The following is a 17282-nucleotide window of genomic DNA, read 5'->3' on the forward strand; positions in this document are numbered from 1 at the left end:
GGGGCGGTGGATTACTCGTCGCCCTTGAGGGCTGCGCCCAGGATGTCGCCGAGCGATGCACCCGAGTCCGAGGAGCCGTACTGTTCCACGGCTTCTTTCTCTTCGGCGATCTCGCGGGCCTTGATCGACAGGCCGAGGCGACGGGTCTTGCTGTCCACGTTGGTGACGCGCACGTCGACCTTGTCACCGACCGAGAAACGCTCGGGGCGCTGGTCGGCACGGTCACGCGACAGGTCGGAGCGGCGGATGAAGGACTTCATGCCTTCGTATTCCACTTCGATGCCACCGTCTTCGATCGCGGTCACTTCGACGGTCACGATCGAGCCGCGCTTCACGCCGCCAACCGCTTCCGCGAACTTGTCGCCGCCGACGTTCTTGATGGAGAGCGAGATGCGCTCCTTCTCGATGTCGACTTCGGAGACCACGGCCTGAACCATGTCGCCCTTGCGGTAGTTCTGGATCGCGTCTTCACCGCGCTGATCCCAGGAGAGATCGGAGAGGTGAACCATGCCGTCGATCTCGCCGGGCAGGCCAACGAACAGACCGAATTCGGTGATGTTCTTGACTTCGCCTTCCACGACGGTGCCTTCGGGGTGGGTTTCCGCGAAGACTTCCCACGGGTTGCGCATGGTCTGCTTGAGACCGAGCGACACGCGGCGCTTGGCCTGGTCGATTTCCAGAACCATGACGTCGACTTCCTGCGAGGTCGAGACGATCTTGCCGGGGTGCACGTTCTTCTTGGTCCAGGACATTTCGGACACGTGAACGAGGCCCTCGACACCCGGCTCCAGCTCCACGAATGCACCGTAGTCGGTGATGTTCGTGACGCGGCCCTTGTGGACCGAAGCCAGCGGGTACTTGGCGGCAACCAGATCCCACGGGTCTTCCTGCAGCTGCTTCATGCCGAGGGAGATACGGTGGGTGTCCTTGTTGATCTTGATGACCTGGACCTTGACGGTCTCGCCGATCGCCAGGATCTCGGACGGGTGGTTCACGCGACGCCATGCCATGTCGGTGACGTGCAGCAGGCCGTCCACACCGCCCAGGTCGACGAAGGCGCCGTACTCGGTGATGTTCTTGACCACGCCGTCAACGGCCTGACCTTCTTGCAGGTTCGAGATGACCTCGGCGCGCTGTTCGGCACGCGACTCTTCGAGGATCGCGCGACGCGAGACAACGATGTTGCCACGGCGACGGTCCATCTTGAGGATCTGGAACGGCTGCTTGAGACCCATGAGCGGGCCGGCGTCGCGCACGGGGCGGACATCGACCTGCGAACCGGGGAGGAAGGCAACGGCGCCGCCGAGGTCGACGGTGAAGCCACCCTTGACGCGACCGAAGATCGCACCTTCGACGCGGGCGTCGTCGGCATAGGCCTTCTCGAGGCGGTCCCAGGCTTCTTCGCGGCGGGCCATCTCACGCGAGATGACGGCTTCGCCACGGGCGTTCTCTGCAGCGCGCAGGAACACTTCGACTTCGTCACCGACAGCAATGTCGGGCGCTTCGCCGGGGTTCGCGAATTCTTTCAGATCAACGCGGCCTTCCATCTTGTAGCCGACGTCGATGATGGCTTGGCCCGCTTCGATCGCGAGAACCTTGCCTTTGACAACCGAGCCCTCTTGGGGGGTGTCGATTTCGAGGCTTTCATTAAGGAGGGCCTCGAATTCCTCCATGGACGTGTTCTGAGCCATGTGGTCTCTGTTTTCCTTTTTCATCATTTTCTGGCCGGGCGGTTGTCTCCGCCGGTCTTGCGGTTTGTTTGGTCAGGGGGATGCGCAAACGAAAGAGGGCCGGTGTAGTTCCGACCCTGCTCGATCTTCCGTCTGCGGTTGGCTCCGCCTTGTCGACGGGGGCGATGTAATCCCTGAGGGGCAATGTGGCAAGGCTTTTCTGGCCCGGCGGGGGCCCTGGGCCGACGCAGGGGAAGGCTTTTGCCGGAGGGCAGGGGAGGACGGTCTCCCCGCGGGCCCGCGCCCTGGCCGCCCGCTTCCCGCGACGTTCACCAACCAGCCCCTTGATCCTTCCGGCAAAACCCGGTCTCTTTCCGCTAGGGAAGAGCCGGGGAGGGCCTCCATGCAAGACACACCCAAGCTGGGCCTGCCGGGGATGCAGGCCGTGACCCTGCCCATGCTGGGCGAGGCCCTACGCCGCGCCTGGTCCGACATGCGCCGCGCGCCGCTCTATGGGCTGTTCTTCGCCTCGGCCTACGTACTGATCGGCTGGCTGCTGGCCGCGGTCACATGGGGCACGGGGCAGAGCTACTGGCTGATCTTCGCCGCGGTCTCCTTCCCGCTGATCGGGCCCTTCGCCGCGGTGGGCCTCTACGAGGTGTCGCGCCGTCTGGAGCGCGGCCGCCCTCTGGTGCTGAGCGAGATCCTGACCGTCGTCCTGCATCAGAGCCGTCGTCAGTTGCCCTCGATCTGCGCGATCGTGATCTTTCTCTTCCTGTTCTGGTTCTTCCTCGCCCACATGATCTTTGCCCTCTTCCTCGGGCTCTCGACCATGACCAACGTCTCGTCCTCCTACGAGGTCTTCCTGACGGTGAACGGCATGACGATGCTGCTGGTGGGCTCGATCATCGGCGCGGGCTTTGCCCTGCTGCTCTACATGATCACCGTGATCTCGCTGCCGCTGCTGCTGGACCGCGAGGTGGATTTCGTCACCGCGATGATCGTGTCCTTCACCACGGTGACGCTGAACCCGGTGCCGATGCTGGTCTGGGCGGTCTTCATCGCCGTGACCACCTTCGTGGCGCTTCTGCCCGGCTTCCTCGGCCTTTTCGTCACGCTGCCCCTGCTGGGACATGCGACGTGGCACCTCTACGATCAGATCCAGACCGGCGAGGTGTCCTTCAGCCCCCACGCGCCTGCGGAGGGCTGAAGCCGCTTCACTTGCTGTCGGGCGGGGGCATCATGCCGCCGCCGGGGCCGCCCGCTCCGCCCGGGGGCGGGGCCATCTGGGCGCTGCGGTCGGCGGTGAAATCGACCGGGATCGTCACACTGCCCGTCAGCCCCTCGCTTAAGTCTCCGCTCACCGCCAGCGTCTGCTGCGCGATCTCGTCGTCGGAATTGTCGCCGAAGACATTGTCCGAGGGGATCGTGATCCGCCCGAGGTTCCGCGTCCCGTTGGAATAGCGCGCATCGGCATCGTAGACGGCGGCGGCCTCTGCCTCGGGCAGGGCGATCTGGGCGGTCAGGAGGGAGGCCTCGCCGCTGACGGCGGCCTCGGGGCTTTCGAAGACCTCGAAGTGGATATGCGGCCAGCGGCCATCGTAGCAGCCGGGGAAGATGGTGGTGAACCGCACCTTGCCCTCGGCATCCGCCACGCCGACACCGCGCAGGTAGTTCGCGTCAGTGGTGTCGTAGAGCGAGTAGAGCCCCGTGGTGTCGCAGTGCCAGATATAGATGGCATAGCCTTCCAGCGGGGTGCAGCCCTCGGCATCCTGCAACGTCAGTTCGAGGTCGAGCTTCAGCCCGTCTGCCACCGGGGTCATCTCGCCGAAGGAGGGGCGCAGATCCTCGCGGATCACGCCAGCCTGTGTCAGGGCGTTGACGGTCTGGCCGTCCTTCACGTTGGAGCCATCGGCAGGGTAAGGGCCCGCGGTCTCCCACGGCAGGGCGACGCATTGCGCGGCCAGTGCGGGCAGCCCCGAGGCCGAGGCCAGACCGATGCCGCCCATGAGGGAGAGCAGCCTGCGGCGCCCGATCATCCGCGGCAGGTCATGGGCAAATCCGAGGTCGTGGTCGTGGGTGTGGGTGTCGGAATGGTCGGTCATTCCCGTCTCCTTGCGATCAGCTTGGGTTTGAAGGTCTAACGCGCGAGCCCCCCGTATCTGTCGCAGGTGACGTTACGGAAATCATGGCCGGGCCGAAACGGCCTGCCGCCGAACGTGAAAACGGGGCCGCTTGGGCCCCGCTTTCGTGATCTTGGTGCGTGAGGCTGATCCGGCGCCTCAGTAGTCGCGCTGGAAGTAGAGCCCGAGGCTGGTGTTGCCCTCGGACGAGACCGAGCCCTTGGCCGTCAGGTCGTTCGTCACATCGAGGTTGATGGAGAACTTCGTCTCGCCCGTGCTGATCACCTCGACGTCGGTATAGACGTTGTCGTTGATGTACTTGCCCGCCCGGACGGAGGTTTCGCCCTCGCTGTTCTGGGACACGTCCAGATCGTCCACGCCCAGACTCTTGCGGATCTGGCCCGCGATGCCGCCGCTGCCGTCACCGGTCAGCTGGGTCACGGCCGCGGCCATCTGCGCCGCCTGGAAGGCCGAGAGCGAGGCAATGTCGCGCTCGAAGAAGAGCTGCGCCAGCACCTCGTCCTGCGGCAGGTCGGGATCGGATTCAAAGACGACCTCGGGCGCCGAGACGGGGCCTTCGATCACAACGCGGATGGTGTAATCGTTGGTCTCGTTCTGGGCCACGAAGCGCACCAGCGGGTCCAGCGTGCCCGCCAGTTGCAGCTGGCCTTCGGTCAGGTCCAGACGCTTGGCGAGGATCGAGAGCCGCCCGCGTTCGAGGTTGAACGTCCCCACGGGCCGGATGTCCGCCGTGGTGCCGCCGACCCGCAGCTTGCCCGACAGTTCGGCATCGAGGCCGCGGCCCCGGATAAAGATCGGCTCATCCGCGACGACCTGCACGTTGAGGCCAAGGGCTGCGCCACCGCCGCCACCGCCTGCGGTGGTGCTGCCGCCGTCCTCGTCGATCAGGCCCGCCCGCTTGCGCGTGGTGCGGCTGCTCGAGGGTTCCGCCACATGGGTGACATCGGGGATCGCCTCGACCCCGCCAAGCCCACCGGCCGGCACGCGGATCTCGGTGTCGCGCAGGCCGACGCGGCCGGCGATGGTGCCACCGTTCAGCAGGCCGCCCTTGATCGTCAGGTCGCTGTTCACCGATGTCTTCACGATGCCCAGCTGTTCCACCACCACATTGCGCGAGGCGATGGTCAGCCCGGCGTTGAAGGGCGCGGCAAGGCCGACGGGGCCGCTGATCGTCACCTCTCCGCCGCCCACGGAGGCCGAAAGGTCGACATTGGCCTGCCCGCCACTGAGCCCGATCCGCCCGCCGAGGTCCTCGACCACGATGGAGGCGGAGGGCACCACGACGCGCGAGCCGTTGATGGTGACACTGCCCGAGAGGGCCGACAGGCCGGGCTGGCCGCTCATGGTCAGGTCGAAGGCCGCGTTCCCGGTGACCGACTGCGGCGCGATGAACCCGTTGGCGAGCGCCAGCGGCGCGGTGCCGTTGATCGTCAGCCCGACAGAGCCGTCGGGCTTGCCCACGACGCCTGCGACGGTGGCCCCGGCGCTGCCCGGGCCCTGCGTCTTGAGGTTCAGCTGGTAGCCTTCGGCGACCTGCGTCACGTCGCCTGCCACGGTGACGCCGCCCGACAGTTCCGGCGTGATGCGGCCGACGTTGTCGATGCTGGCCTGAAGCGTCAGCGCGGTGTCGGTGGCTCCGGCCTGACCGCTGATCTCGGCGTCGATGGCGGTGCCGTCGAAGGTGGCCGTGTCGATCTGAAGCAGGCCGTCGGCGAAGCGCGCGCGCAGGGTGATGTCGCTCTGCCCCGTCAGCAGCGGATCGACCGAGCCGTTGCCGATGCCGATGTTGGTGCCGTTGCCGTCGAGGCTGATGTCATAGCCGCCGTCACGTTCCGCGACCGAGCCGGTCAGCTCCAGCGGGCCCGCGGTGCCACCGGTAAAGATCGCCGTATTGGCCAGCCGGGCCGTCAGGTCGATCTCCCGGGCGCCCGACGTCAGGTCGCCGCCTGCCTCCACCCGCAGCTGCGGGTTGGTGATCAGCGCCTTGTTCAGCGTCAGGACAGAGCCCACGACCACGTCGATATCCAGATCGGTGCGCCCGCGCAGCACGCCGTCGACGGTGTCGATCCCCGTGCCGATGTTGGTGCCGCCGCCATTGGCGGTGATGCGCCAGTTCGCGCCTGCCTGACGCGCGGTGGCGGTCAGTTCCAGCGGCCCGGCGGTGCCGCCGGTCAGCAGGGCGGAATTGTTCATGCGCAGCCGGGTGGTCAGGGCGCGCGCGCCCTCGGTCAGTTCGCCCACGGCGGTGAGGTTCAGCTGCGGCGTGGTGACATGCAGGTCTTCGAGCAGGATCTGCTCGCCCGCGGTCAGTTGCCAGCCCAGATCGGCCCGCCCCGCCAGCAGCAGGTCGGCCTGTTCGATGCCGGTGCGCAGGTCCGTGCCGCCGCCCGAACCCTCGACCGTCCAGACGCCATCGGTCTGGGTTGCGGACCCCTCAAGCGCGAGCGGACCGCCCTCGGCCCCGGTGAAGACGCCGGAGTTTTCCAGCCGCGCGGCATAGACGAAGCGCCCGTCGGTGTTGCCGGTCTTGCCCGATGCGGTCAGCGAGATCTCGTCGTTGCTGATCTCGAAGGTTTCGAGGGAGATGCCCTCGGCGGTGCGGTTCGCCGCAAGGCGCAGCGTTGCGGGCGGGGCCAGCAGCGGGTCGACCTGTTCGATGCCAAGGGCAATGCCCTCGGTCGTGCCTGCGGCGCCGAGCGAGAAGGTGCCCGCCATGACGTCGGATTTGAAATCGGCCTGCAGCGCGGCCTGCCCCTGAAGCGCCAGCCCGGTGAGCGGCGCGAAGGCGGACAGGTCGCGCGCATCCAGCCGCGCGTTGGCCTCCACCGTGGTGCCGGTGGCGGTATCGTCGTCCGATGCCGCCGCTTCGCCCGGGGTCACCGTGGCGTTCAGCAGCGCGCCGTAGGAGGCGCCGTCGATGCGGAACTCGGTCAGGCGCAGCGGTGCGCCCTGCGCCCAGTCGATGCGGCCCCCGCCGGTGATCTCGGTGCCGAGCGCGCCGGTCACATCCGGGTCATCGGCCTGAAGGCCCTGCGCCGCCAACGTCATGTCCGCGCCCACGGTCAGCGTGCCCTCGGTGGCGATGGTGCCGTTCAGGCCAAGGTCCAGCGCCTCGGCGGCATAGCCGGGCATGGCAAAGCCCGCGACCTGCGTCGAGAGGCTGAAGGCCTCGCCCGCGTTCGCGTCGAAGGTGGCGGCCAGCGTGGCCCGGTCGAGCGAGACATCGGTGCCGGGCAGGGTGACGCGCTCGCCGCCGGTGTCCGCGATGTCGCCCGAGAGATCGAAGCTCTGCGGCTTGCCGTCTGCGCCGATGGCGGCCTCGCCGTTCAGGCGCACGCTGGCACTGGTCAGGTCCAGCTCGCGCAGCGTCAGGGCGCCGTCACCTGCGCGGGTGCCGTTGACCGTCAGCCCGACATCGGGGCCGAAGAAGTCGCGGTACTCCGGCAGGAAGAGCGCGGTGATGTCCCCGCCGATATCCGCCCCGAAGGCGAGGCCGTCCGCCCCGTCGCCGTTGAGCGTCACGGCGCCCTGCAGGCGCGGTTCGCCATCGGTCAGCAGGTTGATGTCGGCGCGGTAATCGTCGAGCGGGCCGCTGCCCGCGACGGTCAGCTTGACCGAAGGCCGCCCCGGCAGGCCCATCAGCCCCGAGATCAGCCCCTCCGCCGGTTCGTCCACAGAGAGGTTCAGCGTGATGTCCTTGCTGTCCGGCGCATAGGCCGCCGCCAGTTCGATGTGGCCCGGGCTGTCCTGCCGGTCGATGTTCAGAGACACATCCGCGCCGCCGTCCGCTAGGCTGGCCGCCCCGGTGAGCGAGAGCGTCGCCGCTTCGCCCAGAATGCTTTCGCCCAGCACGACCTCGCGGGCGTTGATCTCGCCCACGTTGATGGCCACGGGCAGGTCCGGGATCGAGAAGGGCGTGGCCTCGGCGCTCGGCGCGCTCGGCTCGTCGCCCTGCGGCAGGCGTTCCAGCACGATCCGGTCGGCGGTCAGGGCGTTGACGTTCAGCCGCCCGCGCAGCAGGGCCGCGCGGCTCCAGTCCAGTTCGGCCCCTTCGAGCGTCAGCCAGATGCCCTGATCGTCGGCGATGGTCATCTTCTCCATCGTCGCGGTCGAGGAGAGCGCCCCGCGGAACCCGGTGATGTCCACGTCCCGGCCCGCGCTCGACAGCTTGTCCTGCAGCAGGCGGGTCAGGAAATTCTCGCCGTCGTCATCCTGCGATTGCGCCGGGATCGGCAGAAAGGTCATCCCGGCAAGAAGGGCGATGGTCAGATAACGGAACGGTTTCAAAACGCCTGTCCAATCCCGACATAAAGTTGAACATTATCAATCTTTTCACCCAGAGGTACGGCCACGTCTAGGCGCACCGGACCGATCGGGGTGAAGTAGCGGGCACCGACACCGGCCCCGGCGTGCCAGTCGCCGTTCTCGAAGGTGGAGGAGCCGGCGATATAGCCCGCGTCCACGAAGCCCACGACGCCGATCGACTTGCCGACATTGGCGCGCAGTTCGGTCGACACCCCGAAGAAGGAGCGCCCGCCGACCGTGTCGCCGTTCACCTCGACCCCGAGGGACTGGTAGCCCTGGCCGCGCACCGTGTCGCCGCCGCCGGAGTAGAACAGGTAGTCCGAGGGCACATCCTCGATGTCCGGCCCGAGGACGCTGCCCAGTTGCAGCCGTCCGGCCAGCACGAATTTCTCGCCCAGGGCGCGGTAGCCGCGCAGGTCACCCTCGAAGCGGACGCCCGACTTGGAGCCGTTCACCCCGACGAAGGGGGTCAGCTCTGCCTCGGCATAGGCGCCCTTGGTGGGGTTCAACTCGTTGTCGCGGTTGTTCCAGGTGATGCCGGCGGTGCCGATGATGTGGTAGAACTCGCGCGAGCCGAAGGCGTCGTCGGTCTGGGAATAGCGCACGCCGAAGCCCAGCTTTCCGGTCAGGTGCTCGTTGATGTAACGCTCGACGCCCACGGCGGCCTCGATGAGGTCGGAGGTATAGCTCGGCTCGTCCTCGTGCTCGACGTTCACGCCGTAGTAGAGCGTGTTGTCCGCGTGCAGGAAGGCCGGGCGGGTCAGCAGGGCGGAGAGCGTGTAGTCCATTCCGCCGCCGTTCAGCCCGCCGATGCCGGCGACCTCGCCGTCGATGCGCAGCCGCTCGGCGCCGCCAAAGAGGTTGCGGTGAATCCAGTAGGTGGTGACCGTCAGCCCGTCATCGGTGTCAAGCTCGATACCCGCGCCGATCCGGCGGCGGCGGGCGTCCTCCACGTCGATGGTGATTTCCTGCGTCTGGTTCGGGCCCACGCCCTCGTCCTCCTGCACGACGGCAGAGCGGAAGGCCCCGGCGCGTTGCAGGCGGCGCTCGGCAGTCTGCACCGCCTCGGGGGAGAAGGTCTCCCCCTCCGGCACGCCCGCGATGGCGACGATGCGCTCTGCCCGCACGCGGCTCTTGGCGCTGTTTTCCGAAAGGTGCACGTCGCCGAAGGTCAGTTTCGGCCCCGGGGTGATGCCGAAGCGGGCGTTCACCTTCTCGGTTCGGTGGTCGGCGGTGATCGACTGGCTGCTGGCCTCGGCCTTGGGGTAGCCCCGGTCGCGCCATGCGGTCACGCCATCCGACACCGCGGTGCGCATGATCGGGGTCTGGGCAAGCTTGCCGGGCGCGAAATCCTCGGGCGGGGAGACGCCGTCGGGCAGCGGGGCGACGACCGCCTCGCCGAAGCGGAAGCGCGGGCCGGGATCGACGCTGATCTGGATCGTGTCGACGGAATTGGGTTCGTCCAGCACGGACATGTCCGCCGCTTCGCGCCCGTTGACCCGGATCGAGACCTTCGGCCCGTAGTAGGCGTGGGAGTAGAGCGAGGCGACCAGCCGCTGGTAATCCGCCTGCGCCGCCGCAAGCAGTTCCTGCGGATCGGTGACCTCCTCCTGCTCGACGGCCTTCACCGCGAGAGAGGCGGAGCGCAGATCATCCTTGAGCCAATCGGCCGCGTCCGGGGCGTCGAGCGTGACCTCGGTCGCCCATGCGGGCAGCGCTGTCAGCACCAGTGTCAGGGCAGCGAGGCGGCCTCGGGCCGGGCGATGGCGTTTGGGCATGGGTCCGGTCGTTTCCACAATGTCAGGCATCGAGGAAACCCTAACCTGCCCTTTGGGCAAGGACCAGCCGAAGCTCCCGTAGGCAGCCAGATTTCGGGCGGAATTCCGCGCTTGCGCGGATCGCGCGAGCGCCCGGATGACCAATAGTCCGAGCCGTCTTCCGCGCCATGTGTGGCACCCGGAACCACGGGCCGATTACAGCCCGCCTGAGGGAGGATCGCGCCCACTCAGCGCCCGCGCCAAACCGTGCGCGGGCGAGGGGCCTGTCAGGCCGCGGTCTTCACCGGGATCACGTCGACCGAATGGCTGCTCTCCTGCCCGCCGGCCGTGCGCAGAACGCCCTTCACCGGGGCCACGTCGGCATAGTCGCGGCCATAGGCCACGGTGATGTGGTCGCGCCCCACGATCAGGTCGTTGGTCGGGTCGAACTCGATCCAGCCGCCCTCGTGGCCCGTCCAGGCGCGGACCCAGGCGTGCATGGCATCGGCCCCGGCCAGGCGCTCCTGCCCCGGGGGCGGCAGCGTGCGCAGGCAGCCCGAGACATAGCCCGCCGGAATGCCAAGGCTGCGCAGGCAGGCAATCATCACGTGGGTGAAATCCTGACAGACGCCGCGGCGTTGCGCGAAGGCGGTGGCGGGGGGCGTGTCCACGTCCGTTGCCTCGGCGTCGAAGGTCATGTCGCCATGCAGCGCCTTGCCGAGCGCGAGGACCACCTCCAGCGCCGTGGCGCCGGGCTTCACATGGTCGCGGGCATAGGCCGCCATCGCGGCATTGGGCGCGACCCGCGGCGAGGGGGCGAGGAAATGGTGCGGCGAGCGCGGCCCGATGTCGTTCAGCCCCGCCAGTTCGCGGGCGAGGTCCGGCAGGCCGGGCGACAGGTCCATGGGCGCGGCGGCCGTCACCAGCCGCTCGACCCGGGCGCGCAGGTGGATACGGATCTCCTGCAGCGGGCTGTGCCAGCTGACCTCGGTCACCGGGTTGCCGAAGAAATCCAGCCGGTCGCGGCGTTCGTCCGGGGCCGGGTCGCAGGTGATGACGCCCTGTTGCAGGGTCTGCCGCCCGACCAGCGTCAGGGGCAGCAGGTGCAGCAGGTTGCGCGCCCCGTCGGAGGGCGCGTCGTATTCATATTCAATGCCAAGTTCGAGATCGTAGAGCATGGCCGTCCCCCCTAGCCAAGATAGAGCGAGGCCAGCAGCCCCGCCAGCGACAGCAGCCGCCCGCGCAGAGCTATCAACCGCTCGCTGTCCCAGTCGACGGCGTCGGTGGTGCGCAGTTCGGTGTCGATCTCCAGCAGGGCGCGGGCCAGCGGCGACAGCCGCGCGGTGCCCTGCACCTGCGGCAGCGCCTCCTCCAGCCGGCGCATGGCTGCGATCTGGAACAGGACGGAGCGCGGGTTGTCCGGGTCCAGCAGGATCAGGTCCAGCACCGTTTCGCGCCGCGGATCGTTCCGGTAGCGGCGTCGGTGCGTCATCATGCTGTCGCCCAGTTCGGTCATCAGCTCGGCGCTGCCCTGCGGCGCATCCTCGTCGCAGAGCTGCGCCAGCAGCATCGTCGTGTGTTCCGACCGTTCCAGCGCCCGGCCGAAGCTGAGGAAGCGCCAGCCGGTGAAGCGATACATGTTCTCGTGCACGAGGCCAGAGAAGCCCGTGACCCGGCGCAGCAGCTGGCCAAGATCCCGCGAGGCCCCATCCCCGACCCGCGATTTGCCCGAGATCAGGTTGGCGAGGTAGGAGAGCTCCCGCAGCTCGGTCCAGGCATCGACCGAGAAGCGGTCGCGGACCTGCCCGGCGCAGTAGCGGGCGGAATCGAGTTGCCCGGTCAGCTGCTGCGGCACCCGTTCGGCGGGGTCGAGGCTCATCAGCTCCAGCAGGCCGTTCAGGGCCTCCAGCCGCGCCGCCTCGGGATCGCCGGTCTCGTCCAGGCGCAGGTGCCAGGCGCGCAGCATGCGGATCGTGCCCTCGGCCCGCTCCACGTAGCGGCCCAGCCAGAAGAGGTTGTCCGCCGCCCGCGAGGGCAGGATCGAGGCCCGCCCGCGCAGGGCGGGGCCGCCCGTCTCGATCATCGTGTCCTGCGGCACCTCCTTGTCGGAGACGATCCACACATCGGCGACCGAGCCGCCGCGCTGCATCGCAAGGGCCGAGGCGTCGTCGCTGCGCCCGATCCGCGCGTAGCCGCCGGGCATGATCTGCCAGCCTGCCGGGGTCCGGGCCGCGAAGACGCGCACCGTCATGGGGCGCGGTTCCAGCTTGCCGTCATGCCAGACCGGCGTGGTGGAGAGCGTCACCGCCTCCTGTCCCACCAGCGCCTCGCCCATGGCCTCGATCTGCGTGGCAAGGTCGGTGCCGGGGGGCAGCATCGGGTCGGGCTCGAAGGGCAGCGAGGTGGAGAGGGCGCGGCCCATCATCATCCGGTCGATGTTGGCCTCGACGTGGGCGCGTTCGTTGGGCTGGCCGCACCACCATGTCGCGATGTTGGGCAGCGCCAGCGGCGCGCCCAGCAGGGCATGGCTGATCCGGGGCAGGAAGGCCATCAGCGCGCGGCTTTCCAGCACCCCGGCGCCAAGGGCGTTGACCATCGAGAGCGTGCCCTGCCGCAGCGCCGAGACGAGGCCGGGCGTGCCGATGCGCGAACTCTCGTCAAGCTCCAGCGGATCGGCGAAGTTGGCGTCGAGCCGGCGCCAAAGTACCGAGACAGGCTTGAGCCCGGACACGGTGCGCACCATCACCTGCCCGTCACGGACGGTCAGATCCTCGCCCTCCAGCAGCATCATGCCGAGATAACGGGCGATGAACGTGTGTTCGAAATAGGTGTCGTTGCCGGGGCCGGGGGTCAGGATCGCGGGGCGCGCCATGTCGCCGGTGAGCCCTGCGGGGGTGATCTGGCCCAGTCCTTCCATCGCATCGCGGAAGGCGCGGAAGAAGGTGGCGACCCGGTGGATGTTCGATTTCTGGAACTGTTCGGGGAACATCCGCGTGCTGGCGACGCGGTTTTCCAGCGCGAAGCCTGCACCCGACGGCGCCTGCGCCCGGTCGCCGAGGACGAACCACGACCCGTCGGGCGAGCGCCCGATCTCGAAGGCGAGGAAATGCAGGTAGCGGCCCGAGACCGGCGGCACACCCACCACGGGGCGCAGCCATTCCGGGTTCTGGGCGATCAGCTCGGGTGGGAGGTAGCCCCCGGAAATCAGCGATTGCGACCCGTAGAGATCGGCGACGATCTTTTCCAACAGCTCGGCGCGCTGGATCAGCCCGGCGCTGATGCCGGCCCATTCGTCCTCGTGCAGCAGGACGGGGACGTGGGACAGCGGCCAGGCGCGTTCGCCCATGTCCTTGTCGGAATACTGGCGATAGAACACGCCCGCGTCGCGCAGGTACTGGTCGCCCCGGGCAAACCGGGCCTCCAGCGCCTCTTCGTCGAGGGAGCCGACCTGCCGCAGCAGCCAGCGCCATGCCGGGCGCATGTTGCCCTCGGCATCCAGCAGTTCGTCGGCCACGCCGGGGCGTGTCTTGTAGCGTGCCAGAAGCGCCTTTTCAGGCGCTTCCGAGGGTTTGGCCGGTTTGCCGTCTCCGGCGGGCTGGCCTTGGGATTGGCCCTGCGACATGGGTCAGACTCCGGGGGACCGCCGCAGGTCCAGCGTGTGCGGGAACTCGGGGTGCGTGCTTTCCGACGGTGGCTGGTACGAACCGGGCGTATGCCCCTTGGCCTCGAACCGGGCAAGGCGGCGGGCCTCGGCCTCGTTACCGTTCACCGGGAAGGTGTCGTAGTTGCGTCCGCCGGGATGTGCAACGTGATAGGTGCAGCCACCGATCGCCCGGCCGGTCCATGTGTCATAGATGTCGAAATGCAGCGGTGCGTTCACCGGCAGCACCGGGTGCAGCGCCTCGGGCGGTTGCCATGCCTTGTAGCGCACGCCGCCCACGAAGGTGCCCGAGGTCTCGGTCCCTGCCAGCGGCACCATGCGACCGTTGCAGGTGACGGCATAGCGCCCGGGGTTCTTGGTGGACAGCTGCACCTGCAGCCGCTCGACCGAGCTGTCGGTATAGCGCACCGTGCCGCCGATGGCGCCGGTTTCGCCCAGCACGTGCCACGGCTCCAGAGCCTGCCGCAGTTCCAGCGTGCAGCCCTCGTAGGTGACCTCGCCGCAGAACGGGAAGCGGAACTCCTTCTGGGCGATGAACCATTCCTCCTCGACCGGGTAGCCGTGATCCTCGAGGTCGCGCAGCACGTCGCGGAAATCCTCCCAGACGAAATGCGGCAGCATGAACCGGTCGTGCAGCACCGTGCCCCAGCGGACCGGTTTGCCCTTGATGGGGGAATGCCACATCCGGGCGATGATCGCGCGGATCAGCACCTGCTGGGCGAGGCTCATCTTGGCATCGGGCGGCATCTCGAAGCCGCGGAACTCCACGAGGCCCAGACGACCCGTGGGCCCGTCGGGGGAATAGAGCTTGTCGATGCAGATCTCGGCCCGGTGGGTGTTGCCGGTGACATCGGTCATCATGTTGCGCAGCAGCCGGTCCACCAGCCACGGCATCGGCTTGGGGTAATCCTCGCCGGGATCGGGGATCTGCGACAGGGCGATCTCCAACTCGTAGAGCGTGTCGAGCCGGGCCTCGTCGATCCGGGGCGCCTGCGAGGTCGGGCCGATGAAGAGGCCGGAGAAGAGGTAGGACAGCGAGGGATGCCGCTGCCAGTAGAGGATCAGCGAGCGCAGCAGGTCGGGGCGGCGCAGGAAGGGGCTGTCGTTGGGCGTGGCCCCGCCCACGACGACGTGGTTGCCGCCGCCGGTGCCGGTGTGGCGCCCGTCGATCATGAACTTGTCGGCGCCAAGGCGGGTCTGCCGGGCCTCCTCGTAGATCGCCATGGTGGTGTCCACGCAGTCCTGCCAGGTGTCGGCGGGGTGGATGTTCACCTCGATCACGCCGGGATCGGGGGCGACGCGGATCACGTTGATCCGGCTGTCATGGGGCGGCGCATAGCCTTCGATATGCACCTTGAGCTCCAGCTTGCCCGCGGCTGCTTCGACGGCGGCCAGCAGGTCGAGGTAATCCTCGACGTCCTCGGTCGGGGGCAGGAAGACCGACAGCTTGCCATTGCGCGGCTCGACCGAGATCGCGGTGCGCACGGCGCCGCCCAGTTCGGCGGTCTGTTCCACGATGGTCTGCCCCACCGGCGTGGCGGTGAACGAGGCCGTGGCCTGATGCGCCCGCGCGGCATCCGCATCCTCGGGCAGGTCGTAATCGGGCAGCGGCGGTTTCACCTCGGTCGGGTCCGAGGGGTAGATATAGGGATAGGCCGAGGGCTTGACGTAGGACAGCGATCCCAGCGGCAGGCGATAGCCCACGGGGCTGTCACCGGGCACGAGGAAGATGCGCCCACGGCGCAGCGACCAGCGTTCGGTCTGCCACTTGCGCCCCGACGCGCGGCCCTGCCAGGCCTGCACCGGCAGCACATAGCCCGACGGTGTGGTCAGGCCCCGTTCGAACACCTTGGCCATGCGGTGGCGTTCCTCGGGGTCCTTCAGCTTGTTGTTCTCGGGCGTGACGTTGTCGGGCAGCTGCGCCTCTTTCAGCAGCCATTCGCCTGGATCCTCCCAGGCGGGTTCCACGAACTCGGGGCCGAGTTCCAGCTGGTTGGCGACCTCTTGCAGAAGCGCCTGCGCGTTCTCGGGCGTGGCGTGGTCGTAGGTCTCGTCCTCGCGCGCGATCAGGTCGGCGTTGCGCCAGATCGGCTTGCCGTCCTTGCGCCAGAAGAGGCTGAAGGTCCAGCGCGGCAGGGTCTCGCCCGGATACCACTTGCCCTGACCGTAATGCAGGAAGCCGCCCGGGGCGAACTTCAGCCGCAGCTTGCGGATCAGCTCATCCGCAAGGCCGCGTTTCATCGGGCCCACGGCGGCGGTGTTCCACTCGGCGCTCTCAAAGTCGTCGATCGAGACGAAGGTCGGCTCGCCCCCCATCGTCAGGCGGACATCGCCTTCGGCCAGCTTCTCGTCCACCTTCTTGCCGAGCGCGTTCAGACGCTCCCACGAGGCATCGGAGAAGGGCTTGGTGATCCGCGGATGTTCGGACACCCGGTCGACCTTCATGTCGAACTGGAAATCCACCTCGGCATAGGAGGCCATGCCCGCGATCGGCGCGGCAGAGCGGTAGTGCGGCGTGGCGGCCAGCGGGATGTGGCTCTCGCCGGTCAGCAGGCCCGAGGTCGGATCAAGGCCGATCCAGCCCGCGCCGGGGATATAGACCTCGACCCATGCGTGCAGGTCGGTGAAGTCGTGATCCGTGCCCGAGGGCCCGTCGAGCGATTTCAGATCGGGCTTCAGCTGGATCAGGTAGCCCGAGACGAAGCGCGCGGCGAAGCCGAGGTTGCGCAGCACCTGCACCAGCAGCCACGAGCTGTCGCGGCAGGAGCCCGACACCCGTTGCAGCGTTTCGTCCGGGGTCTGCACCCCGGGTTCCATCCGGATCGTGTAATCGACGTGGTTCGAGACGTAGGCGTTGAGCCCGACGAGGAAGTCGATGGTCCGGTCCTGATCGCGCGGGATGCCCTCCATGAACTTCGCCAAGAGCGGCGTCATCGGTTCGGGCGTGGAATAGATCGACAGGTCGTTGCCCAGCTCAAGCGGGGCGGGGAAGGGCCATGTCTCGGCGCTTTCCTCCACGAAGAAGTCGAAGGGGTTGTAGACCGACATGTCGGCCACGAGGTCGACCTCGATCTTGAATTCGCGCACCGGCTCCGGGAAGACGAAGCGCGCCATCCAGTTGCCGTAAGGGTCCTGCTGATGGTTCACGAAATGCCCGCCGGGGCTGACCTTCAGCGAATGGCTGATGACCCGGGTCCGGGAATGCGGCGCCGGGCGCAGACGGATGATCTGCGGGCCGAGCGTCACCGGACGGTCGTACTTGTAATGGGTCAGGTGGTAGATCGCGGCGTTGATCGACATGGAGCGTGTCACCCTGAGTTGCTGCGCAGTGCGTTCCATCACATCCGGGAGCGGCCCTGTCAGGCAAGGACGGATGTACGCATCCCAAAGGGATAGGGGATGTCGGGGCGAAAAAACAGGCTCTTGCGCGGAGAGGGCGACGACAGGCCGGGGCAGGCCGCGACCTCTACGGTGGAAGGGCGCGCCAGCGGCGCGGAACCGCTTGATTCGGGCCGGTTCCCCGCCAAGGGTGACGCAGGGTTTGCGCAAATTCCCGGCAGCTGCCTATGATGGAGGCGGAAATTCCCGCTGCGCCGCGTGGTCAGAATCGCGCATCCCGCGGAAAGCTGGAACTGTCGGGCCTGCGGCGTTGCGCCCTGATGTCCCGACGGGTCCTGCACTGGACCAGCCTGTATGCAGGCGGTATGGATCAGGACCGCGCAACGCTCGGATGAAGGGAGAACGA

At 67.9% G+C, this 17282-nt stretch carries 8 protein-coding genes; 1 reads left to right on the top strand and 7 read right to left on the bottom strand.

Translation table 11 applies throughout. The features are described 5' to 3' along the window. Positions 1-11: 11 nt before the first annotated feature. Positions 12-1715, bottom strand: coding sequence for a 30S ribosomal protein S1 (rpsA, locus tag LCM32_RS00910; protein ID WP_224819864.1), 1704 nt, complete (start codon positions 1713-1715; stop codon positions 12-14). A gap of 358 nt (positions 1716-2073) precedes the next feature. Here rpsA and LCM32_RS00915 point away from each other — a divergent pair, with 358 nt between their 5' ends. Further along, positions 2074-2880, top strand: coding sequence for a DUF2189 domain-containing protein (locus LCM32_RS00915; protein ID WP_224819183.1), 807 nt, complete (start codon positions 2074-2076; stop codon positions 2878-2880). A 7-nt stretch (positions 2881-2887) separates the two neighbouring features. On the opposite strand, the gene LCM32_RS00920 is transcribed toward LCM32_RS00915, so the two are convergent. The 6 genes from LCM32_RS00920 to LCM32_RS00945 form a co-directional block, all read right to left on the bottom strand. Continuing rightward, positions 2888-3775 carry a hypothetical protein gene (locus LCM32_RS00920; protein WP_224819184.1) on the bottom strand — a complete coding sequence of 296 codons (888 nt, stop codon included), beginning with the start codon at positions 3773-3775 and terminating at the stop codon, positions 2888-2890. A 177-nt stretch (positions 3776-3952) separates the two neighbouring features. After that, positions 3953-8101: a translocation/assembly module TamB domain-containing protein gene (locus tag LCM32_RS00925; RefSeq protein ID WP_224819185.1), complete on the bottom strand. Its 4149-nt coding sequence runs from the start codon at positions 8099-8101 to the stop codon at positions 3953-3955. Further along, the gene (locus tag LCM32_RS00930; protein ID WP_224819186.1) at positions 8098-9897 is read right to left on the bottom strand and encodes an autotransporter assembly complex protein TamA; all 1800 of its coding nucleotides are present in this window, start codon (positions 9895-9897) and stop codon (positions 8098-8100) included. Before LCM32_RS00930 ends, LCM32_RS00925 begins: the two co-directional genes overlap by 4 nt. A gap of 266 nt (positions 9898-10163) precedes the next feature. Further along, positions 10164-11054, bottom strand: a complete 891-nt coding sequence (locus LCM32_RS00935; RefSeq protein ID WP_224819187.1) for a transglutaminase family protein — start codon at positions 11052-11054, stop codon at positions 10164-10166. Positions 11055-11065: 11 nt separating this feature from the next. After that, positions 11066-13498 (bottom strand): circularly permuted type 2 ATP-grasp protein, encoded by a 2433-nt coding sequence (locus tag LCM32_RS00940; protein ID WP_224819188.1) that lies wholly within the window; start codon positions 13496-13498, stop codon positions 11066-11068. A gap of 3 nt (positions 13499-13501) precedes the next feature. After that, positions 13502-16837, bottom strand: coding sequence for a DUF2126 domain-containing protein (locus tag LCM32_RS00945; protein WP_224819865.1), 3336 nt, complete (start codon positions 16835-16837; stop codon positions 13502-13504). Positions 16838-17282: the final 445 nt, after the last annotated feature.

This window comes from Pseudooceanicola nanhaiensis (assembly GCF_020171315.1).
In the GTDB taxonomy this organism is placed as follows: domain Bacteria; phylum Pseudomonadota; class Alphaproteobacteria; order Rhodobacterales; family Rhodobacteraceae; genus Pseudooceanicola; species Pseudooceanicola nanhaiensis_A.